This is a genomic window from Duganella sp. HH101 (genome assembly GCF_001758795.1).
Lineage (GTDB): Bacteria > Pseudomonadota > Gammaproteobacteria > Burkholderiales > Burkholderiaceae_D > Rugamonas > Rugamonas rivuli.
This window is the reverse complement of the sequence record NZ_LRON01000015.1, coordinates 146,825-166,713: the sequence shown is the minus strand read 5'-3', so window position 1 is coordinate 166,713 and position 19,889 is coordinate 146,825. Positions and strand designations below refer to the sequence as shown.

At 63.3% G+C, this 19,889-nt stretch carries 19 protein-coding genes; 11 read left to right on the top strand and 8 right to left on the bottom strand.

All coding sequences use genetic code 11. The annotated features are described in order from the left end of the window. Positions 1 to 15: 15 nt before the first annotated feature. From DUGA2_RS22485 to DUGA2_RS22470, 4 genes are all read left to right on the top strand, one after another. On the top strand, positions 16 to 798 hold the full coding sequence (locus tag DUGA2_RS22485) for a flagellar biosynthetic protein FliR (protein ID WP_070271677.1): 783 nt from the start codon (positions 16 to 18) through the stop codon (positions 796 to 798). Further along, positions 791 to 1,930 (top strand): flagellar biosynthesis protein FlhB, encoded by a 1,140-nt coding sequence (locus DUGA2_RS22480; protein WP_008449453.1) that lies wholly within the window; start codon positions 791 to 793, stop codon positions 1,928 to 1,930. The genes DUGA2_RS22485 and DUGA2_RS22480 overlap by 8 nt, the downstream gene beginning before the upstream one ends. Further along, positions 1,927 to 4,014: a flagellar biosynthesis protein FlhA gene (locus DUGA2_RS22475; protein WP_008449450.1), complete on the top strand. Its 2,088-nt coding sequence runs from the start codon at positions 1,927 to 1,929 to the stop codon at positions 4,012 to 4,014. Before DUGA2_RS22480 ends, DUGA2_RS22475 begins: the two co-directional genes overlap by 4 nt. 141 nt (positions 4,015 to 4,155) lie before the next feature. After that, positions 4,156 to 4,731, top strand: a complete 576-nt coding sequence (locus tag DUGA2_RS22470; RefSeq protein WP_070271676.1) for a PEP-CTERM sorting domain-containing protein — start codon at positions 4,156 to 4,158, stop codon at positions 4,729 to 4,731. Positions 4,732 to 4,827: 96 nt separating this feature from the next. Here DUGA2_RS22470 and DUGA2_RS22465 read toward each other — a convergent pair whose 3' ends face one another. The 3 genes from DUGA2_RS22465 to DUGA2_RS22455 all read right to left on the bottom strand — a co-directional run bounded on the left by DUGA2_RS22465 (position 4,828) and on the right by DUGA2_RS22455 (position 8,684). After that, complete coding sequence (locus DUGA2_RS22465) at positions 4,828 to 5,778, bottom strand: hypothetical protein (protein WP_070271675.1); 951 nt, start codon at positions 5,776 to 5,778, stop codon at positions 4,828 to 4,830. Between the two features lie 101 nt (positions 5,779 to 5,879). Further along, entirely contained in the window at positions 5,880 to 6,764 is an 885-nt protein-coding gene (locus DUGA2_RS22460) for a flagellin (protein ID WP_070271674.1), read from the bottom strand. A gap of 291 nt (positions 6,765 to 7,055) precedes the next feature. Continuing rightward, the gene (locus tag DUGA2_RS22455; protein ID WP_070271673.1) at positions 7,056 to 8,684 is read right to left on the bottom strand and encodes an electron transfer flavoprotein-ubiquinone oxidoreductase; all 1,629 of its coding nucleotides are present in this window, start codon (positions 8,682 to 8,684) and stop codon (positions 7,056 to 7,058) included. Positions 8,685 to 8,936: 252 nt separating this feature from the next. Here DUGA2_RS22455 and DUGA2_RS22450 point away from each other — a divergent pair, with 252 nt between their 5' ends. Then, positions 8,937 to 9,713, top strand: a complete 777-nt coding sequence (locus DUGA2_RS22450) for an SDR family oxidoreductase (RefSeq protein ID WP_008449440.1) — start codon at positions 8,937 to 8,939, stop codon at positions 9,711 to 9,713. A 3-nt stretch (positions 9,714 to 9,716) separates the two neighbouring features. Here the strand turns inward: DUGA2_RS22450 and DUGA2_RS22445 are convergent, their stop codons facing one another. Further along, the gene (locus DUGA2_RS22445; RefSeq protein ID WP_008449438.1) at positions 9,717 to 10,277 is read right to left on the bottom strand and encodes a LuxR C-terminal-related transcriptional regulator; all 561 of its coding nucleotides are present in this window, start codon (positions 10,275 to 10,277) and stop codon (positions 9,717 to 9,719) included. Between the two features lie 128 nt (positions 10,278 to 10,405). Here DUGA2_RS22445 and DUGA2_RS22440 point away from each other — a divergent pair, with 128 nt between their 5' ends. Both DUGA2_RS22440 and DUGA2_RS22435 read left to right on the top strand, forming a co-directional pair. After that, a complete protein-coding gene (locus DUGA2_RS22440) occupies positions 10,406 to 11,110 on the top strand; it encodes a CoA transferase subunit A (protein ID WP_070271672.1) in 705 nt (234 codons plus the stop codon). Positions 11,111 to 11,125: 15 nt separating this feature from the next. Continuing rightward, entirely contained in the window at positions 11,126 to 11,776 is a 651-nt protein-coding gene (locus tag DUGA2_RS22435; RefSeq protein WP_071658962.1) for a CoA transferase subunit B, read from the top strand. A gap of 63 nt (positions 11,777 to 11,839) precedes the next feature. Here DUGA2_RS22435 and DUGA2_RS22430 read toward each other — a convergent pair whose 3' ends face one another. Further along, positions 11,840 to 13,177, bottom strand: coding sequence for a dicarboxylate/amino acid:cation symporter (locus tag DUGA2_RS22430; RefSeq protein WP_229214749.1), 1,338 nt, complete (start codon positions 13,175 to 13,177; stop codon positions 11,840 to 11,842). Between the two features lie 72 nt (positions 13,178 to 13,249). After that, complete coding sequence (locus DUGA2_RS22425) at positions 13,250 to 14,044, bottom strand: 3-hydroxybutyrate dehydrogenase (RefSeq protein ID WP_070271669.1); 795 nt, start codon at positions 14,042 to 14,044, stop codon at positions 13,250 to 13,252. Positions 14,045 to 14,178: 134 nt separating this feature from the next. Here DUGA2_RS22425 and DUGA2_RS22420 point away from each other — a divergent pair, with 134 nt between their 5' ends. From DUGA2_RS22420 to DUGA2_RS22410, 3 genes are read left to right on the top strand one after another with little or no spacing between them, the layout of a single operon-like run. Further along, positions 14,179 to 15,057, top strand: a complete 879-nt coding sequence (locus tag DUGA2_RS22420) for an alpha/beta fold hydrolase (RefSeq protein WP_070271668.1) — start codon at positions 14,179 to 14,181, stop codon at positions 15,055 to 15,057. Positions 15,058 to 15,073: 16 nt separating this feature from the next. Beyond that, positions 15,074 to 15,424 carry a RidA family protein gene (locus DUGA2_RS22415; RefSeq protein WP_008449422.1) on the top strand — a complete coding sequence of 117 codons (351 nt, stop codon included), beginning with the start codon at positions 15,074 to 15,076 and terminating at the stop codon, positions 15,422 to 15,424. Positions 15,425 to 15,431: 7 nt separating this feature from the next. Beyond that, complete coding sequence (locus DUGA2_RS22410) at positions 15,432 to 17,684, top strand: bifunctional (p)ppGpp synthetase/guanosine-3',5'-bis(diphosphate) 3'-pyrophosphohydrolase (protein ID WP_070271667.1); 2,253 nt, start codon at positions 15,432 to 15,434, stop codon at positions 17,682 to 17,684. Here DUGA2_RS22410 and gstA read toward each other — a convergent pair. Next, a complete protein-coding gene (gene gstA / locus DUGA2_RS22405) occupies positions 17,681 to 18,289 on the bottom strand; it encodes a glutathione transferase GstA (RefSeq protein ID WP_070271666.1) in 609 nt (202 codons plus the stop codon). The genes DUGA2_RS22410 and gstA overlap by 4 nt on opposite strands. Positions 18,290 to 18,382: 93 nt before the next feature. On the opposite strand from gstA, the gene DUGA2_RS22400 reads away from it, so the two are divergent. Then, the gene (locus tag DUGA2_RS22400) at positions 18,383 to 19,252 is read left to right on the top strand and encodes a LysR family transcriptional regulator (RefSeq protein WP_070271665.1); all 870 of its coding nucleotides are present in this window, start codon (positions 18,383 to 18,385) and stop codon (positions 19,250 to 19,252) included. Here the strand turns inward: DUGA2_RS22400 and DUGA2_RS22395 are convergent. Further along, complete coding sequence (locus DUGA2_RS22395; RefSeq protein WP_070271664.1) at positions 19,242 to 19,883, bottom strand: CatA-like O-acetyltransferase; 642 nt, start codon at positions 19,881 to 19,883, stop codon at positions 19,242 to 19,244. The genes DUGA2_RS22400 and DUGA2_RS22395 overlap by 11 nt on opposite strands. Positions 19,884 to 19,889: the final 6 nt, after the last annotated feature.

Below are 19,889 nucleotides of genomic sequence, written 5' to 3'. Positions count from 1 at the left end.
GGCCCAGCCATCGCCATGGAACCGATACTGAGCCAGTTGCTGCCGATGCTGACCGCGCTGTGGTGGCCGTTCTGCCGCATCCTGGCGATGTTCATCGGCGCGCCGGTGCTGGGCGAGGCGGTCACGCCGGTCACGGTGCGCATCCTGATCGCGCTGGTGCTGGCGGTGCTGATGCTGCCGCTGACCACCACCGGCGCCCCGATCGATCCGTTTTCCATGCACGGCGTGGTGGCCTCCATCGAGCAGGCGCTGATCGGCTTCGTGCTGGGCCTGGCCTTCCACTTCGCCATGTCGGTGATCGGCGTGCTGGGCTACCTGGTGTCCTCGCAGATGGGCTTCTCGATGGCGGTGATGAACGACCCGATGAACGGCCAGTCGTCGGACGTGGTGTCGGCGCTGCTGTCGGTGCTGTCGATCATCGTCTTCTTCGCCATCGACGGCCACCTGGTGATCGCCAACGTCATCGGCCAGAGCTTCAAGGCCTGGCCGCTGGGCCACGGCTACCAGCCGCTGCTGCTCAACGCGGTGGCCTACAACGTCGCCTGGATATTTTCCGCCGCCATGCTGCTGGCCATCCCCATCGTGTTTTCCACCATGGTGGTGCAGCTGGGCTTTGGTTTCCTGAACCGCGTGGCGCCGGCGCTGAACCTGTTTGCGCTGGGCTTTTCCGTGATCACCATCTTCGGCCTGATGATGCTGGCGCAGGTGGTGCGCTTCATTCCCGAGCACTATGTGCGCATGACCAATATGGTGCTGGAGCTGATACGCCAGCAGATGCAGGTGGCGATCCATGGCTGACCAGGACAGCGCCGATAAAACAGAAAAGGCTTCACAGCAGAAGCTCAAGAAGTCGCGCCAGGAAGGGCAGGTGGTGCGTTCGCGCGACCTGTCGACGGCGATCGGCATCCTGGTCAGCCTGAAGCTGTTCGTCTACCTGCTGCCCGACTACATGGCCGAGTTCCACGAAATCTTCCACCAGAGCTTTGCGCCGCTGAGCTCGACGGGCGCGATCGACAACGCCTTGTCGACCGTGTTCAGCACCTCGATGTGGCTGCTGGTGAAGATGTTGCTGCCGCTGTTCATCGTGCCCTTCTTCATCGTGCTGGGCGCGATGGTGCCGGGCGGCTGGGTGGTCAGCACCAAGCACTGGGAGCCGAAGATGGAGCGCCTCAGTCCGGCGGCCAACCTGGGGCGGCTGTTCAGCGCCAAGCACGGCTTCGAGTTCCTGATCTCGCTGGGCAAGGCCGGCGTGCTGATCGCCGTGCTGATCCATGTGGCCCGTTCGACGGTGCAGGATTACACCCAGCTGCAGCACATGCCGATGGGGCGGGCCATGGTGTCGGGCTCGAATCTGATGCTGGACGGCTTGATGTCGCTGGTCGCGGTGTTTATCATCTTCGCCTTGATCGACGTGCCGGCGCAGGCGTATTTCTTCGCCAAGAACCAGCGCATGTCCAAGCAGGACCAGAAGGAAGAGCACAAGTCGACCGAGGGCCGGCCGGAAGTGAAGAGCCGCATCCGCCAGCTGCAGCGGGCGATGGCGCGGCGCAGCGCGCGCAAGACGGTGCCGACCGCCGACGTGGTGATCGTCAACCCGGAGCACTACGCGGTGGCGCTCAAGTACGACCACGACCGCGCCGAGGCGCCGTATGTGGTGGCCAAGGGCATCGACGAGATGGCCTTGTACATCCGCCAGCTGGCGGCCGAGTTCAAGATCGAGGTGATGCCGCTGGCGCCGCTGGCGCGCGCCATCTACAACACCAGCCAGGTCAACCAGCAGATCCCGGTCCAGCTGTACCAGGCGGTGTCGCAGGTGTTGAACTATGTATTGCAGTTGAAAGCATTCCGTACCGGACGCCGTAACGCCGAGCCGGTCTATCCAAGAGAAGTCGATGTCCCCACATCCATGAGCGAGGTTAAGCAGTCATGAATTTTTTGAACAGGCTGGTCGCCGAAGCGCGTCGCCATAAGTTCGCCACGCCGGCATTCCTGCTGGTCATCCTGGCGATGATCATCCTGCCGCTGCCGCCTATCCTGCTGGACGTGATGTTCACGTTCAACATCGTGCTGGCCCTGATCGTCATCCTGGTGTCGGTCTCGGCGCGCCGGCCGCTGGACTTCTCGGTGTTCCCGACCGTGATCCTGGCCACCACCATGATGCGGCTGACGCTGAACGTGGCGTCGACCCGGGTGGTGCTGCTGCACGGCCACGAAGGCACGGCCGCGGCTGGCCAGGTGATCGAGGCCTTCGGCAAGGTCGTCATCGGCGGCAACTACGTGGTCGGTATCGTCGTGTTCGTGATCCTGATGATCATCAACTTCATGGTCGTCACCAAGGGGGCGGAGCGGATTTCCGAAGTATCGGCGCGCTTCACGCTGGACGCCTTGCCGGGCAAGCAGATGGCGATCGACGCCGACCTCAACGCCGGCCTGATCAACCAGGAAAAAGCCCAGGCCCGCCGTCTCGACGTCGCCGCCGAGGCCGACTTCTACGGCGCCATGGACGGCGCCTCCAAGTTCGTGCGCGGCGACGCCGTCGCCAGCATCCTGATCCTGATCATCAACATGGTCGGCGGCGTGGCGATCGGCGCGCTGATGCAGGACATGTCCTTCGGCGACGCCTTCAAGCAATACGCGCTGCTGACCATCGGCGACGGCCTGGTGGCGCAGATCCCGGCGCTGCTGCTGTCGGCCGCGGCGGCCATCCTGGTCACGCGCATCTCGGACTCCGGCGACTTCGAGCAGCAGGTCGGCGGCCAGGTGCTGGCGTCGCCGCAGGTGATGATGAGCGCCTCGGGCATGATGCTGATCCTGGCGCTGGTGCCGGGCATGCCATGGCAGATGTTCGGCCCGTTCGCGCTGGTGCTGGCCTATGTCGGCTACCGGCTGTTCCAGCGCGTCAAGGCGCCCGACACGTCCAATCTCGACGCCATCGAGGCGGCGCTGCGCGACGACCGCGCGCCCGATCTCGACTGGCACAGCCTGCCGGCCGTGCAGCAGCTGCAGGTGGCGCTGGGCTACAAGCTGGTCGGCCTGATCGACAAGGCCCACGGCGAGCCGCTGACCAAGCGCGTCAAGGGCGTGCGCCAGAGCCTGTCCGAAGCGATGGGGCTGCTGCTGCCGCCGATCATCGTGCGCGACGACCTGGGCCTGAAGCCTTCGCAGTATTCGGTGATGTTGTCGGGCAGCGTGGTGGCCCAGGCCGAGGTGTTTGCCGACCGCCTGATGGCGATTCCGTCGCCGAATATCTACGGCCAGATCGACGGCATCCCCGGCATCGAACCGGCCTACGGCATGCCGGTGACGTGGATCGAAACCAGCGAGAAGGCCAACGCGCTGGGCCTGGGCTACCAGGTGGTGGAGGCGCCGAGCGCGATCGCCACCCATTTGTCCAAGCTGATCCGTGAATACCTGCCGGAACTGTTCCGCCACGAAGACGTGCCGGCGCTGATGGACCGGCTGGCGGCGCTGTCGCCCAAGCTGGCGTCCTCGCTGGACAAGGCGCTGACCCACACGCAGATGCTGCGCGTGTTCCGCGTGCTGCTGGCGGAAAACGTCTCGCTGAAGGATATCGTGCCGATCGCCACCACGCTGGTCGACAGTTCCGAGACCACCAAGGATCCCATCCTGCTGGCGGCCGAGGTGCGCTGCGCGCTGCGGCGCCAGATCGTCACCGGCCTGTTCGGCCAGAAGACGGAGATGCAGGCCTTCAACCTGGGCGGCGACCTGGAGAACATGCTGTTGGGCTCGCTGAACCAGGCCCGCCAGAGCGGCAAGGTGGTGCTGGACAACTATCCCATCGATCCGCATCTGCTGGCGCAGCTGCAAGTCAATATGCCGGTGGCGCGCGAGCAGATGAAGCAGCAGGCCACGCCGCCGCTGCTGCTGGTGCTGCCGCAGATCCGGCCGCTGCTGGCGCGTTACGCGCGCCTGTTCGCGCCCGGCCTGCATGTGCTGTCGTACAACGAGATCCCGGAGAACCGCGAAGTGAGCATCATCGGCACGGTCGGCTGAGCCGGCTCGCCGCAGTGAGGGAGGTGGTTGGAGACGAGTGTTGCTTTTTCGTCAGGTGTTGGTAATCGTGCACTGACTTTTTAATAAGCATGATATCTTTTCATTATCACCAACCGTAGTACCTCACTGAAAGAGCCAAAAATGAGAAATCTGAAATTTGTGCGCGCTTTGATGTTCTTTGCCGCTGTCACCGCAGCGCTTGCCGGCGGCGCAGTCCGCGCGGCCGAGACCACCCAGGTAGTCAATGTTGCCGGCATCAAGAGCTACGACCTGTTTGGTGAGGCGGGCAACACCGTCATCGAATTGAACCTGGGCGCGCTGGCCCAAGTCACCAGCATCACCTGGAACGTCAACTACACCGCTTTCGATCCCAGCTGGCTGGCCGACATGGAAGTGCACTTCGGCCCCAGCGCCGGCAACGACGGCGTGGTGTTCACCCCGAGCATCACCGAAGAGGGCGGCTCCGAGCATTCCGAAGGCAGCGCCAGCCTGGTGGACCTGGGCCTGGACTTCAAAGTGGGCGCCGACGGCAAGCTGCGCATCGAATTCAGCGAAAACTACAAAGACCTTAACCCCGGCGAAGCCGACGGCCAGTGGGATTCGGGCAGCTTCACCATCGGCTACGTCAGCGCCGTGCCGGAGCCTTCGAGCTACGCCATGATGTTGCTGGGCCTGGTTGCCGTGGGTGCGATCGCCCGCCGCCGTCAAAACAGCTAAACGATACCGGCCGCTAGCGGCCATGCAAAAAGCCCCATCGGCACTGAGCGCGATCTTGAGCGCGTTCAGGCCGATGGGGCTTTTTTAATGCCGGGTTCAGGCCGTTTCGGTGAACAGCTCGTCCGGCGGCAGCGGCTGCGACAGCAGCACGGCCAGCTCGGCCATGGCCTTGAAGATGGCCTGGGTCAGCGCCGCCGTGTGCAGGCGGGTAGGGTGGGAGTGCTCGCCGCTGGACGGCGGCAGTTCGCGCCGCAGGCGGCAGCGCAGGATCGTCAGGCCGGAGCGGCTGACCGTGGCCGCCAGTTGCGGCAGCATTTCGCGCATGTGCTGCATGGCCGAGGTCTGGGCCGCGCCCACTTCCAGCACCACGCCGTTGCCGGTGGCCGGCTCCATCTGGATCACCACCCGGCCCACGCCCGGCAGCATCAGTTCCAGCCGCAGCGCCACGCGCGAACGGCGGCGGCGGTTGTTGCGCTCCTGTTCCTCGTCATCCTTGACGATGACCTTCAGCACCAGGCGCTCGGCGCCCCAAGCGTAGACGGCAAAGCGCCACGGCTCCATCTCCGTCACCAGCGGCAGGCCGGGGCGGCCGTCGCGCATGGCCGACGGCGTATGGTCGGCCATGAACAGGCTGGACGGCACATGCTGGCCGCTGGCCTGTTCCAGCCAGGCGGCGCGCTGCTCGCCGTAGGTGCGCACCATGACCTGCCAGGAGGCGGCCATCATCTGGGTGTCGGGCGGTTGCCAGACCAGCTGGCGCGAAAGAAAGACCTGGTTGGGCCGCATCGCGGCCGGGTCGGCGCCGTTCGGCACCTCGGCCAGGGCGGCGGCCAGCGCCTCGACGCCCGAATGCGGCAGGGGCATGCCGTCCGGGCCGTCGAGCAGCACGCCGACGGCGCCGGGGCCGCTCGGGGCCAGCGGACCGACCGGATAGTCGGCATCGAACGGCACTTCGCCGGGCGCGCGCGCCACCGGCCCTGGCTGAGTGGGCTGCCGGTCCGGGATGCCCAGCGGGCGGGAAGTAGGTCCGATGCGGTCTAAAGCCATCGAGCTCGCTCTCGAAAAAAACCGATGAAAAAAAAGCCAACCGATACTCCGGTTGGCTCCTTGTGTTCCCGACCCGCAAGCGGATCAGGAAGGCGCTACGATTACTGCAGCAAGGACATAACCAGCGACGACGTGCTGTTCGACTGTTTCAACATGGCGGTACCAGCTTGCAGCAGCATCTGGCTGGAGGTCATGTTCGACGATTCAGCGGCGAAGTCGGTATCCATGATACGGCCAGTTGCAGCTTTGGTGTTGGTCGAAATGTTAGACAAGTTGTTGTAGATGTGATCCAGGCGGTTGGCGGCTGCACCCAGCGACGAACGGATCGAGCCAACTGCGTCCAGCGCGTCGGAAATGTTCTTGATCGAGGTGCCTGCGGCGGTCGCGCCGGCTGCCTGGTTGGCGCCCGACACTTCGCTGCCTGCGGTTGCCGACGGGGTGGTGTACTGGCCGCTGACTGCGGTCAGCGCGTTTTCCAGCGTGGTGCCCATGTCGGTGCTCAGGTCGACGGTCATGATTTCGGTTTTGCTGGCGCCGATCTGGAACTGCATCGACGAAGCAATGGTGCCGCCTTTCAGCAGGGCTTGGCCGCCGAAAGTGGTGTTGTTCATGATGTTGTTCAGTTCTTTACCCAGTGCATCGTATTCCGATTGCAGAGCGGTCTGGTCGGTGGCGGAGGACGATTGGTCGGCTGCCTGGGTGGCCAGATCTTTCATGCGCACCAGCATGTTGGTGACTTCGTCAAACGCGCCTTCGGCGGTTTGCAGCATCGAGATCGAGTTCTGGGTGTTGCGCATGGCCATGGCCATACCGCTGGTCTGTGCTTTCAGACGGGTTGCAATTTGCAGGCCCGCAGCATCGTCCATGGCCGAATTGACACGGAAACCGGTGCTCAGGCGGGTCTGCGAGTTCGACAGCGCCATCTGGGTGCGGGAGATCGAGTTCTGTGCGGAAAGGGCCGCAGCGTTAGTGTGAAGGCTCAGCATGAAATAACTCCTGGTAGGTGGATTCAGTTCGGAGCAACGGATCCTTTGTGCTCTCCCAAGTACAAGACGACCATATCTGGGAGGACATTAAATGCTTTGTGGAAATTTCTAAAATATTTTCTGACGGGGACCCGGTAAAGCCCATTCCAGCCCGGTGTGCGGCCTTTCCACCGCTCGATTATGGTCCGGTTTTGCGGTGTTGGCACAAAAAAATTGTTCCAAATTGTTCTACAGATAAAAAAACAGCGCGCCACTGAGGACGCGCTGCGGTGATTTTGTTGCTTTTATGCCTTACATATTTGGATAGTTCGGGCCGCCGCCGCCTTCCGGCGTCACCCAGACGATGTTCTGGGTCGGATCCTTGATATCGCAGGTCTTGCAGTGCACACAGTTCTGGGCGTTGATCTGCAGGCGGTCCGCGCCTTCGTCGGTCTTGACGAACTCGTAGACGCCGGCCGGGCAGTAGCGCGCTTCCGGACCCGCGTACTGGGCCAGGTTGACGTCCACCGGCACGCTCGGGTTCTTCAAGGTCAGGTGGATAGGCTGGTCTTCCGCGTGGTTGGTGTTGGAAATGAACACCGACGACAGGCGGTCGAAGGTCAGCTTGCCGTCCGGCTTGGGATAGCTGATCGGCGCGAACTGCGAGGCCGGCTTCAGGCACTCGTGGTCGGCGTGGCTGTGGTGCAGCGTCCATGGCGCCTTGCCGCGCAGGATGGCCTGGTCGACGTAGGTCATCACCGAACCCAGGTACAGGCCCTTGCTCAGCCATGGCTTGACGTTGCGCGCCACGTGCAGCTCGTCGTGCAGCCAGGATTGTTCAAACGCCGCCGGGAAGCTGGCCAGTTCGTCATGCTGGCGGCCGGCGCCCAGCGCTTCGAACGCCGCTTCGGCGGCCAGCATGCCGGACTTGATGGCGGCGTGGCTGCCCTTGATGCGGCTCATATTCAGGAAGCCGGCGTCGCAGCCGATCAGCGCGCCGCCCGGGAACACCAGTTTCGGCAGCGATTGCAGGCCGCCGGCGGTGATCGCGCGGGCGCCGTAGGAAATGCGCTTGGCGCCTTCGAAGAAGGTCTTGATGGCCGGATGGGTCTTGTAGCGCTGGAATTCCTCGTACGGCGACAGGTAGGGATTCTCGTAGTTCAGGCCGACCACGTAGCCGACCATGACCTGGTTGTTTTCCAGGTGGTACAGGAAGGAGCCGCCGTAGGTCTTGCTGTCCAGCGGCCAGCCGGTGGTGTGGATGACCAGGCCCGGCTGGTGCTTGGCCGGATCGATTTCCCACAGTTCCTTGATGCCGATGCCGTAGGATTGCGGATCCTTGCCCTTGTTCAGGTCGTACTTGGCCATCAGCTGCTTGCCCAGGTGGCCGCGCGCGCCTTCGGCGAACAGCGTGTACTTGCCGTGCAGTTCCATGCCCAGCTGGAAGTCCGAGCCGGCTTCGCCGTCGCGCTTGACGCCCATATTGCCGGTGGCGACGCCCTTGACGGAGCCGTCGTCGTTGTACAGGATTTCGGCGGCGGGGAAGCCCGGGAAGATTTCCACGCCCAGCGCCTCGGCCTGCTGGCCCAGCCAGCGCACCACGTTGCCCAGCGAGATCACGTAGTTGCCGTGATTCTCAAAGCAGGCTGGCAGCAGGAAGTTCGGGGTCTTGATGGCCTTGGTTTCGGTCAGGAACAGCACGCGGTCTTCGCTGACGGCGGTGTTGAGCGGCGCGCCTTTTTCCTTCCAGTCGGGGATCAGCTCGGTCAGGGCCTTGGGGTCCATCACGGCGCCGGACAGGATGTGGGCGCCCAGTTCTCCGCCTTTTTCCAGCACGACGACCGACACTTCCTGGCCTTTTTCCGCGGCCAGTTGCTTGATCTTGATGGCCGCCGACAAGCCCGCCGGGCCGCCGCCGACGATCACGACGTCATACTCCATCGCGTCGCGCGGACCGTACTGTTCTACTAGATTTTGTGGCTGTGTCATGGTCTGTTCTTATAGTGGTCAATAAGGAGGGAAGAAAATTTAAGCACGAGTGTGCTTCTTTTTCGTCCGAAATGCAATGTGGGCGCCATTTTGAGGGACATTATTAGACACTGCAATCTAATACTGGCAATTTGTGTAATCATAACGATACGACAGCCTCGCTGTCGGCAATTCGTCACTTATACCAAACACTAGGAGTAGCTCGTGGGCATAGAAGTCAACTTTGAGGGAAAAATTGCGCTGATCACCGGCGCCTCCAGCGGTCTCGGAGCCCGGTTTGCCAAAGTGCTGGCCCAGGCCGGCGCCCAGGTGGTGCTGGCGTCGCGCCGCACCGAGCGCCTGAAGGAATTGCGCGCCGAAATCGAGGCCGACGGCGGCGCCGCCCATGTGGTCAGCCTGGACGTGACCGACTACGCCAGCATCAAGTCGGCCATCGCCCATGCCGAGACCGAGGCCGGGCCGATCGACATCCTGGTCAACAACTCGGGCGTGTCGACCACCCAGCGCCTGGTCGACGTCACGCCGGAGGACTATGCCTTCGTCATGGACACCAACCTGCGCGGCGCCTTCTTCGTGGCCCAGCAGACCGCCAAGCGCATGATCGCGCGCGCCAAGGGCGACCCGGGCAAGCAGCACCGCATCATCAACATCGCCTCGGTGGCGGGCTTGCGGGTGCTGCCGCAGATCGGCGTGTATTGCATGAGCAAGGCCGGCGTGGTGCAGATGACCAAGGCCATGGCGGTGGAGTGGGGCAAATACGGCATCAACACCAACGCCATCTGCCCCGGCTATATCTCGACCGAGATCAACGAGGAATACTTCGCCAGCGAACAGGGCCAGAAGCTGATCAATATGCTGCCGCGCAAGCGTCCCGGCAAGCCGGAAGACCTGGACGGCCTGCTGTTGCTGCTGGCCGGCGAGGATTCCAGCTTCATCAACGGCGCGATTATTTCCGCCGATGACGGCATGACGGCGACGTAAAACTCAGAGTTGGAGGCCGACCAGCTTGTGGACCAGCTCCGACGAGGTGGCGGCCGAGAACTTGCGCATCAGCTTGGCGCGGTGCATCTCCACCGTGCGCGGGCTGAGGTCGATCTGGCGGGCGATGGTCTTGCTGGTCTTGCCTTCGACCAGCAGCGCGGCGATTTCGCGCTCGCGCGGCGTCAGCTCCGCCGTGACCGGACGTTTTTCGCTGACATCCTCGAACGTCCAGATGCCCGGCCCCAGCGGTTCGGACGCCTTCATCGAATGGCCGGTGACGTGGCACCAGAACAGTTCGCCGTTGGCGCGGCGCATGATGCGCTCGTCCGAATAGCGGCCCTTGGCGTTCATGATGGGGATGATGCGGTCGCCGGTGCGCAGGAACTCGTCCATGGTCGGGTACAGCACCAGGAAGGACAAGCCCTCCAGCTGCGCGCGGGTGTGGCCGAACATCGCGGCCAGCGCCTCGTTGCAGGACTGTATGACGCGGTTTTCCGAAATGCACATGCCGACCGGCGCGTGCAGGAAAATGGATTCGTAATCGATGACCGGAGCGTTGTTCATGTGTGGGGGCGGCAGGTAGTTCTACGGTATTGTGCTTTTGATTTGCGTATTCTATGCTGAGACGCCTCGTCGCTAGCGCATTTAACAATGTTAGCAACGGATTTAGCAACAAACTATAAGGGACACCCATGAATAAAATCTATCCTGACGCCGCCGCCGCGCTGGCGGGCGTCGTCCAAAACGGGCAAACCATCGCCGTCGGCGGCTTCGGCCTGTGCGGCATCCCCGAGGCACTGATCGGCGCGCTGCGCGATTCCGGCGTGACCGGCCTGACCGCGATCTCCAACAACGCCGGCGTGGACGGCTTCGGCCTCGGCCAGTTGCTGGAAACCCGCCAGATTAAAAAAATGATCGCCTCCTACGTGGGGGAAAACAAGGAGTTCGCGCGCCAGTACCTGGCCGGCGAGCTGGAGCTGGAATTCACGCCGCAAGGCACGCTGGCCGAGAAGCTGCGCGCCGGCGGCGCCGGCATTCCCGCCTTCTTCACCAAGACCGGCGTCGGCACCATCGTCGCCGAGGGCAAGGAAATCCGCGAATTCGACGGCGAGCAGTATGTGATGGAACGCAGCCTGGTGGCCGACGTGGCCCTGGTCAAGGCCTGGAAGGCGGACAAGGCAGGCAACCTGGTGTTCCGCAAGACCGCGCGCAACTTCAACCCGAACGCCGCGATGGCCGGCAAGATCACCATCGTCGAAGTCGAGCAGCTGGTGGAAATCGGCGAGATCGACCCGGACGCCGTGCACCTGCCGAGCATCTTCGTGCACCGCATCGTGGTCAACGCCACGCCGGAAAAACGCATCGAGCAGCGCACCGTGCGCGCCAACCAAGAATAACGGAGAGCAAATATCATGGCATGGACTCGTGACGAAATGGCCGCGCGCGCGGCGAAGGAATTACAGGACGGTTACTACGTCAACCTCGGCATCGGCTTGCCGACGCTGGTGGCGAACTACGTGCCGGCCGGCATGGAAGTGTTTCTGCAATCGGAGAACGGCTTGCTGGGCATCGGCCCGTTCCCGACCGACGATGAAGTCGACGCCGACCTGATCAACGCCGGCAAGCAGACCGTGACGGCGCTGCCGGGCGCCGCCTACTTCAGCTCGGCCGACTCGTTCGGCATGATCCGCGGCGGCAAGATCAACCTGGCCATCCTGGGTGCGATGCAGGTGTCGGAAAAGGGCGACCTGGCCAACTGGATGATTCCTGGCAAAATGGTCAAGGGCATGGGCGGCGCGATGGACCTGGTGGCCGGCGTCAAGCGGGTGGTGGTGCTGATGGAGCAGGTCGCCACCGCAAAAGACGGCTCGACCTCGCACAAGCTGCTCAAGCAATGCGACCTGCCGCTGACCGGCGTCGGCGTGGTGGACCTGATCGTCACCGACCTCGGCGTGATGGAAGTGACCGACAAGGGCTTGAAGCTGACCGAACTGGCGCCCGGCGTCAGCAAGGAGCAGATCCAGGCCGCCACCGGCGTCGAGCTGGATACCTCGGCCGTCTGATCCACGCCGCCAGCAAAAAAGGCACGCCATGGCGTGCCTTTTTTTTGTTGCGTCTGAAACGACTTAGTGCGCGTGGCGGGTCAGCGGCTGCAGGTCGGGATCGGTCACGGTCGAACCCGGATTGTTCAGTTCCTTGTGCAGCGTGTCGTGGTTCAGTTCTTTTTCCCAGTGCGATACCACCACCGAGGCGACGCCGTTGCCGACGAAGTTGGTCAGCGCGCGGCATTCGCTCATGAAGCGGTCGATGCCCAGAATCAGCGCCATGCCCGCCACCGGAATGGTCGGCACCACGGCCAGCGTCGCCGCCAGCGTGATGAAGCCGGCGCCGGTGATGCCCGATGCGCCCTTCGAGGTCAGCATCGCCACGCCGAGGATGGTCAGTTCCTGCGTCAGGGTCAGGTCGGTGTTGGTGGCTTGCGCCACGAACAGGGCGGCCATGGTCATGTAGATGTTGGTGCCGTCCAGGTTGAACGAGTAGCCGGTCGGAACCACCAGGCCGACGACGGACTTGGAGCAGCCCAGGCGTTCCAGCTTGGTCATCAGCGAAGGCAGGGCGCTTTCCGACGAGCTGGTGCCCAGCACGATCAGCAGTTCTTCCTTGATGTAGTTGATGAACTTGAAGATCGAGAAGCCGGTCAGGCGCGCCACGGTGCCCAGCACCACCACCACGAACAGGCCGCAGGTCAGGTAAAAGCAGCCCATCAGCGTGGCCAGCGGTTTCAGCGAGGCGATGCCGTATTTGCCGATGGTGAAGGCCATCGCGCCGAACGCGCCGATCGGCGCCACTTTCATGACGATGCCGACCACGCCGAAGATGGCTGCCGACAGGTCGTCGATCAGCTTGGTGACTGGCTTGCCGCGCTCACCCAGCAGCGACAGCGAGAAGCCGAACAGGATGGCGATCAGCAGCACTTGCAGGATGTCGCCCTTGGCGAAGGCATCGACCACGGTGTTCGGGATGATGTTCATCACGAAGTCGATGGTCGACTGGTGCTTGGCTTTTTCGGTGAATTCGGCGATGGACTTGGTGTCCAGCGTGGCCGGGTCGGCGTTGAAGCCGGCGCCTGGGCGCACGATGTTGGCGACGAACAGGCCGATCACCAGCGCGAAGGTGGAAACCACTTCGAAGTACAGCAGCGCCTTGCCGCCGACGCGGCCGATCTTCTTAACGTCCTGCATGCCGGCGATGCCCGAGACCACGGTGCAGAAAATCACCGGTGCGATGATCATCTTGATCAGCTTGATAAAGCCGTCGCCCAGCGGTTTCATCGCGACCGCGTCGCTGGGGTAGAAGATGCCTAGCAGGATGCCGCAGGCGATGGCGAACAACACCTGGACGTATAGAATTTTGTAGAACGGCTTTTTCACGGGGTCTCCTCGCGTTTCGGGTGAGGAGACCATGATCCGTCAAAATATCAGACATCACCATTGTGGTTAACCGCATTCACAACAGTGATATCTCTTATGTAAGACTTACTGGGCGACCCAGCCGCCGTCCATATTCCAGGCCACGCCGCGCACCTGCTTGGCGGCGTCGCTGCACAGGAACACGGCCAGCGCGCCGAGCTCTTCCGGCGTGACGAATTCGCCGGACGGCTGCTTGTCGGCCAGCAGCGCTTTCTTGGCGTCTTCGTTGCTGATGCTGTCCTTGGCGGCGCGCGCGTCGACCTGCTTCTGCACCAGCGGCGTCAGCACGAAGCCGGGGCAGATGGCGTTGACGGTGACGCCGGTGGTGGCGGTCTCCAGCGCGGCGGCCTTGGTCAGTCCGATCAGGCCGTGCTTGGCGGCGACATAGGCCGACTTGCCGGCCGACGCCACCAGCCCGTGGGTGGACGCCAGGTTGATGATGCGGCCCCAGTTGTTGGCGCGCATGCGCGGCAGCACCAGGCGCGAGGTGTGGAACGCCGAGGTCAGGTTGATGGCGATGATGGCGTCCCATTTCTCGACCGGGAAGTCCTCGACATTGGCCACGTGCTGGATGCCGGCGTTGTTGACCAGCACATCGATGCCGCCGAACTTGTCGCCGGCGAAGGCGATCATGCTTTCGATCTCGGCCGGCTTGGACATGTCGGCGTTGTGGTACGCGACCTGCACGCCGAATTCCTTGGCCAGGTCAACTTGCAGTTGGGCGATTTCGGCGGCGTCGCCGAAGCCGTTCAGCAGCACGTGCGCGCCTTCCGCCGCCAGCGTGCGGGCGATGCCCAGGCCGATGCCGGAGGTGGAGCCTGTCACCAGCGCCGTCTTGCCGCTCAAAGTCTTGTTTGCCATAGTGTCCTCTGGAGGGTTGGAGATTAAAGTCCTGCTGCGCTACACTTCGGTAGGATTTTAAGCGTAACGCCCGGTAAAATGGTATTTCTGAACATCATTACATAAAACACTATAAAAACCACCAAGGAAGCCGCATGCTCGAAGCAAAAATAAAGTCTGTTCAATGCCTGTCTCTGGCTGGTTTGCACCGCATGTCTTACAAGGAATGGGGCGATGAGAGCAACCCCAATGTGCTGATCTGTGTGCACGGCGTGACCCGCGTCGGCGACGATTTCGACGCCATGGCGCGCGCGCTGGCCAACGACTACCGCGTGATCTGCCCCGACATCGTCGGCCGCGGCCGTTCCGGTTGGCTGAAGAATCCGCAGCTGTACCGCATCCCCCAGTATGTCAGCGATATCGTCACTCTGCTGGCGCGCGTGCTGCCGGACGGCGAACAATCCAGCGTCGACTGGTTCGGCACCTCGATGGGCGGCCTGATCGGCCTGGGCCTGGCCTCGTTGCCGGGCAACCCGATCCGCAAGCTGGTGCTCAACGATATCGGCCCGGTGCTGGCGCCGATGGCGCTGCAGCGCATCGGCGACTACATCGGCCAGGACCTGCGCTTCGACACCTTCGACGAAGCTGCCAAGTTCATCCGCGACGTCTCGCTGACCTTCGGCGAGCACACCGAAGAGGAATGGCATAAACTGGCGACCGACGTGCTGCGTCAGGACAAAGACGGCAAATGGGTGCGCCACTACGATATGGGCCTGGCCCTGCCGTTCCGCTCCGCCACGCCGGAATCGGCCGAAGCCGACGAAGCGATGCTGTGGGCCGCCTACGATGCGATCCGCTGCCCGACCTTGCTGGTGCGCGGCGCCGAGTCCGACCTGCTGTCGCCGGAAACCGCGGCCCTGATGACGCAGCGCGGCCCCCAAGCCAAGCTGGTGGAAATCGCCGGTGTCGGCCATGCGCCGACCTTCATTCACGACGACCAGATCGCGATCGTCAAGCAATTCCTGTTGGGTTAATGTAAAGAAGAAGAGTATGGAAATCAAACGACTGCATGTAGGCAAACGCCTGTCCGAAGTGGCCATCCACAACGGCACCGTCTATCTGGCTGGCCAGATTGCCGACGACAAGACGCAGGACATCAAAGGCCAGACCCGCGAAGTGCTGGGCCATATCGACCGCCTGCTGGCCGAGGCCGGCAGCGACAAGACCTGCATTCTCAGCACCACCATCTACATCGCCGACTTGGCCGACTTCGCCGGCATGAACGAAGAGTGGGACGCCTGGGTGCCGAGCGGCCACACGCCGCCGCGCGCCACGGTGGAAGCCAAACTGGCCGATCCGGCATGGCGCGTGGAGATCATCGTCGTCGCCGCGCAGCGCTAGGGGCATCATGGTTTCTATCACCGCGCTTACGAGCGTCACGTCGGAGCAACTGGTCCAGGGCCTGTCGCCCGACGACAGCGCGCGCATGCTGGCGGCGCTGGATTTCGCCAGCGAGGCCTACGGCGACAAGGTCTGCGTCAGCGGCCAGCCGTCGATCGATTTCGCGGTCGGCGTGGCCAGCACGCTGGCCTCCATGCGCACCGACGTCGAGACCCGCATCGCCGGCCTGATGTTCGAACTGACGCTGCTCGACACGGCGCAAGCGCCCATCATCGAACCGCGTTTCGGCCATGAGGTCAGCGAGCTGGTGGCCGGCGTGCGCCAGCTGATACGGCTGCGCGAACTGACGCAAAACCAGGGTCCGCAAGGCGCCGCTTCACGCGGCCGCAATGCCGCGCAGATGGCGGTGGCGCAAGTCGAAACGCTGCGCAAGATGCTGCTGGCGATGGCCTCGGACATGCGCGTGGTGCTGGTGCGCCTGGCGTCCTGCGTGACGACCTTGCGCTACTTCGCCGACATCAAGCTGTTCAACGACATGACCTGCGCCTACGGCCGCGAAACGCTGGACCTGTACGCGCCGCTGGCCAACCGCCTGGGGATCTGGCAGCTCAAGTGGGAGCTGGAGGATCTGTCGTTCCGCTTCATCGAGCCGGAAGCCTACAAGCGCATCGCCAAGATGCTGGAAGAGAAGCGCATGATGCGCGAGGGTTTCGTCACCTCGTCGATCGCGCGCCTGCAATCGGAAATGTCGGCCGCCGGCATCCAGGCCGAAGTGTTCGGGCGGCCCAAGCACATCTACTCCATCTGGAGCAAGATGAAGGGCAAGGAGCTGGACTTCACCGACCTATACGACGTGCGCGCCTTCCGCGTGATCGTGGCCGACGTCAAGACCTGCTACACGGTGCTGGGCGTGGTGCACAACATCTGGACGCCGATCCCGAAAGAATTCGACGACTACATCTCGCGGCCCAAATCGAACGGCTACCAGTCGCTGCACACGGTGGTGACGGCGGAAGACGGCCGGCCGCTGGAAGTGCAGATCCGTACGCAGGAAATGCACGGCTTCGCCGAGTACGGCGTGGCGGCGCACTGGCGCTACAAGGAGGCGGGCGGCTCCAACTTCGCCGGCCAGAAGTACGACGAAAAAATCGCCTGGCTGCGCCAGCTGCTGGCGTGGAAAACCGATGTGGCCGACGCGGTGGTCGGGCAGGAAGAGCAGCAGCGCGAGTGGGTCGAGAAGCTCAAGTCCGCCGCGCTGGACGACCGCATCTTCGTGCTGACGCCGCAGGCGCGGGTGTTGGAATTGCCGGTCGGCGCAACGCCGGTCGACTTTGCCTATCACCTGCACAGCGATGTCGGCCACCGCTGCCGTGGCGCGCGCGTCGACGGCGTGATGGTGCCGCTGAACACGCCGCTGAAAAACGGCCAGACCTGCGAGATCATCACCGCCAAGGGCGCGCCGGGCACGGCGGGGCCGTCGCGCGACTGGCTCAGCGATGAGTACACGGTGGCGACGCGCACGCGCTCCAAGATCCGCGCCTGGTTCCACGCCATCGACATGCAGGAAACGCTGTCGCACGGCCGCGCCATGGTGGAGAAATCCCTGCAGCGCGAAGGCAAGACGGCGGTCAACCTGGAGGCGCTGGCCAACAAGCTGGGCTTCGCCAAGGTCGACGACCTGTTCCTGTCGGTGGGCAAGGATGAATTCAGCCTGCGCCATGTCGAGCAAGCCTTGCATGACACGGGCGAGCCGACCGAGCCGGAAGACGCGGTGGTGCTGGGCAAGAGCAAGGCATCGAGCGTGGACCAGGGCGCCAAGTCGGGCGTGCTGGTGGTCGGCACCGACGGCCTGATGACGCAACTGGCCAAGTGCTGCAAGCCGGCGCCGCCGGACGGCATCGTCGGCTTCGTCACGCGCGGCAAGGGCGTGTCCATCCACCGTACCACATGCAAGAACTTCGCCGAGATGCGCGCCAAGGCGCCGGAGCGGGTGATCGTGACCGAGTGGGGCCGCGCCGGGTCGGACACGGTCTACCCGGTCGACATCTTCATCTTGGCGGGCGACCGCCAGGGCCTGCTGCGCGATATTTCGGAGATCTTCTCGCGCGAGAAGATCAACGTTATCGGCGTCAACACGCAAAGCGCGAAAGGCTTTGCGCGCATGACCTTCACGGCCGAGATCGGCGCGACCGCGCAGCTGCAAAAAGCGCTGAACGCCATCGCCGAAGTCACGGGCGTGCAGGAAGCCCGCCGCGCTTAAGGCGCTTCCGCTTCAGCCCGTAGCGCCGCCTGCACAGATGGGCGGGCGGCGATGCGGCGTTCGTAGGCGGCGACGGCTGGCCATTGGTTCAAGCTAATCTCGAAGAACTTGAACCAGCCCAGCACCGTGTACAGATAGGCGTCGGCGATGCTGAAGCTGTCGCCCAGCAGCCAGGCTTGGCGCTGCAGCGTGGTTTCCAGTAGCATCACGCGCTTCGTCAGTTTGTCGCGGAAGACGGCGCGCGCAGCTTCCGGCAAGCCGCTGTTGAACAGCGGCGCGGCGCCGGCATGGATCTCGGTGCTGATGAAGCCCAGCCATTCCTGCAGCCGCACGCGTTGCCAGCTGCCCTGTGGCGGCGCCAGTTCCGCCGCCGGCTTCAAGTCCGCCAGGTATTGCACGATGGCCGACCCCTCGGTCAGCACTTCTCCATTCCCCAGCTCCAGCGCTGCGACATAACCCTTTGGGTTGATGCTGCGGAAATCCCTGCCGTCGGCGGTCAGCTTGGTTTGATTGTCGACCCGTATCAGTTCGTAGGCCAGTCCCAGTTCCTGCAGCACGATGTGCGGCGAGAGCGAGCAGGTGTGCGGTGCGAAATATAGCTTCATGTCGGATTCCATAAAAAAGAAGAGTCCTTACTGTAGGCATCCACTGCTTGGCTGTAAAATTAATGCTCCATAAAGCAGGTATCAGATTTTCTAATGATGAATTTATCCCATTGGCGCGTGCTGGTTGCGGCTGCGGACGCCGGCAATATCTCGCGGGCGGCGGAGCAGGTCGGCATCACGCAGTCGGGCGCCAGCCAGGCCATCGCTCAGATGGAAGCGTCGCTGGGTGCGCCGCTGTTGGTGCGCGATCGACGCGCAGTCAGCGTCACCGCCTTCGGCGAGCAGGTGGTCGCGCATGCGCGTGCGATGCTGGCGCAGTTCGATGCGATCCGTTCGCTGTCGCATGCCGCGCAAGGCTTGCATGCGGGCCGCATCCGGCTGGCCAGTTTCCCGTCCCTGCTGACGACGGTGTTGCCGCCTTTGCTGAACGCCTTCAAGCGCAGCCATCCCGGCATCGATGTGGTGGCGCTGGAGGGCACGGACGAGGAGGTGGAGCAATGGCTGGCGGCCGATACGATAGAGCTGGGTGTGTTACTGAACCCGGCGCCGCAGCGGCAGGCTGTGATCATCGGGCGCGATGCGTGGGTGGCGGTGCTGCCGTCCCATCATGCGCTGGGACGCCGTTCAAGCGAGCAGGGCGTGGCGCTGGATGAACTGGCGGGCCAGCCTTTCGTGCTGGCGACCGGCGGCTGCGAGGTCAACGCGCGCAGCCTGGTCATGCAGGAGGGATTAATGTTGACGGATATCCGCGTCACGGTGCGCGACCTGGGCAGCGCTGCGGTGCTGGTGAGGGAAGGGCTGGGCGTGTCCATCATTCCCGAATCCGCGCTGCCGGAAGACAGGCGCGGCCTGCGCGTCATGCAATTGGAGCCGCGCCGCTATCGGGAGTTTGGCTTGGTCAGTTCGCCGGCGGGCCGTGCATCGCCGGCCGTGCAAACTTTTCTTGATGGCCTTAGCCGATGATGTGAGCCGCCCGCGCCGCGATGGCCTGTGCCAGCAGGTGCACGTGGTAGCCGTCGACGAAGCCATGGTGGGCCAGCACCGACATGTTCACGCTTAACTTGCCATCGTCGCGCGGGTCGCTGAAGCGGCCCCAGGCCAGCGATGGAATGTCGTAGCTCTTGTGGTGATAGATCGGATGTTCGATCGCCACCAGCTTCAGCCACGGCATGCAGGTGATGTGGACGTTGCGCCGCTTGTCCAGCGGGCTCAGCGCCTCGGTGCTGTTGACCAGCACATCGCTGGATTCGGCGAGCTTCTTCGCCTCCAGGCTGCGCGCGACGAATTCGCGCAGATCCGACGAGCGCTGGAATCGCGCAAAGTTCAAGTTGTTGTCTTGGTTGAGCACGGTGTACGAGGCCATGAAGTCATCGATCTTGATGACTTCGCCTTCAAAGACGCGGTACATGAAGTTGTCGATTTCCTTGAGCGAGTTCAGTACGCAATACAGGAACACATGGAACGGCGGCAGCTGGTTCGCCTTGCAGAAAGGCCGGAAGTCCGGCACTTCCAGTTCGAAGCTCAGGTTGACCAGCGGGTTTTCAAAGGAAGCAAAAGCGTTGTATCGGTCGCGGCGTTTTTCAAAGTTGTGCATGTAGGA

Excerpts from the sequence above, each read along its gene's own strand:
- DUGA2_RS22485 (WP_070271677.1), top strand. The coding sequence starts at position 16 with ATGGAACCGATACTGAGCCAGTTGCTGCCGATGCTGACCGCGCTGTGG.
- DUGA2_RS22480 (WP_008449453.1), top strand. The coding sequence starts at position 791 with ATGGCTGACCAGGACAGCGCCGATAAAACAGAAAAGGCTTCACAGCAG.
- DUGA2_RS22475 (WP_008449450.1), top strand. The coding sequence starts at position 1,927 with ATGAATTTTTTGAACAGGCTGGTCGCCGAAGCGCGTCGCCATAAGTTC.
- DUGA2_RS22470 (WP_070271676.1), top strand. The coding sequence starts at position 4,156 with ATGAGAAATCTGAAATTTGTGCGCGCTTTGATGTTCTTTGCCGCTGTC.
- DUGA2_RS22465 (WP_070271675.1), bottom strand. The coding sequence starts at position 5,778 with ATGGCTTTAGACCGCATCGGACCTACTTCCCGCCCGCTGGGCATCCCG.
- DUGA2_RS22460 (WP_070271674.1), bottom strand. The coding sequence starts at position 6,764 with ATGCTGAGCCTTCACACTAACGCTGCGGCCCTTTCCGCACAGAACTCG.
- DUGA2_RS22455 (WP_070271673.1), bottom strand. The coding sequence starts at position 8,684 with ATGGAGTATGACGTCGTGATCGTCGGCGGCGGCCCGGCGGGCTTGTCG.
- DUGA2_RS22445 (WP_008449438.1), bottom strand. The coding sequence starts at position 10,277 with ATGAACAACGCTCCGGTCATCGATTACGAATCCATTTTCCTGCACGCG.
- DUGA2_RS22440 (WP_070271672.1), top strand. The coding sequence starts at position 10,406 with ATGAATAAAATCTATCCTGACGCCGCCGCCGCGCTGGCGGGCGTCGTC.
- DUGA2_RS22435 (WP_071658962.1), top strand. The coding sequence starts at position 11,126 with ATGGCATGGACTCGTGACGAAATGGCCGCGCGCGCGGCGAAGGAATTA.
- DUGA2_RS22430 (WP_229214749.1), bottom strand. The coding sequence starts at position 13,177 with ATGGTCTCCTCACCCGAAACGCGAGGAGACCCCGTGAAAAAGCCGTTC.
- DUGA2_RS22425 (WP_070271669.1), bottom strand. The coding sequence starts at position 14,044 with ATGGCAAACAAGACTTTGAGCGGCAAGACGGCGCTGGTGACAGGCTCC.
- DUGA2_RS22420 (WP_070271668.1), top strand. The coding sequence starts at position 14,179 with ATGCTCGAAGCAAAAATAAAGTCTGTTCAATGCCTGTCTCTGGCTGGT.
- DUGA2_RS22415 (WP_008449422.1), top strand. The coding sequence starts at position 15,074 with ATGGAAATCAAACGACTGCATGTAGGCAAACGCCTGTCCGAAGTGGCC.
- DUGA2_RS22410 (WP_070271667.1), top strand. The coding sequence starts at position 15,432 with ATGGTTTCTATCACCGCGCTTACGAGCGTCACGTCGGAGCAACTGGTC.
- gstA (WP_070271666.1), bottom strand. The coding sequence starts at position 18,289 with ATGAAGCTATATTTCGCACCGCACACCTGCTCGCTCTCGCCGCACATC.
- DUGA2_RS22400 (WP_070271665.1), top strand. The coding sequence starts at position 18,383 with ATGATGAATTTATCCCATTGGCGCGTGCTGGTTGCGGCTGCGGACGCC.
- DUGA2_RS22395 (WP_070271664.1), bottom strand. The coding sequence starts at position 19,883 with ATGCACAACTTTGAAAAACGCCGCGACCGATACAACGCTTTTGCTTCC.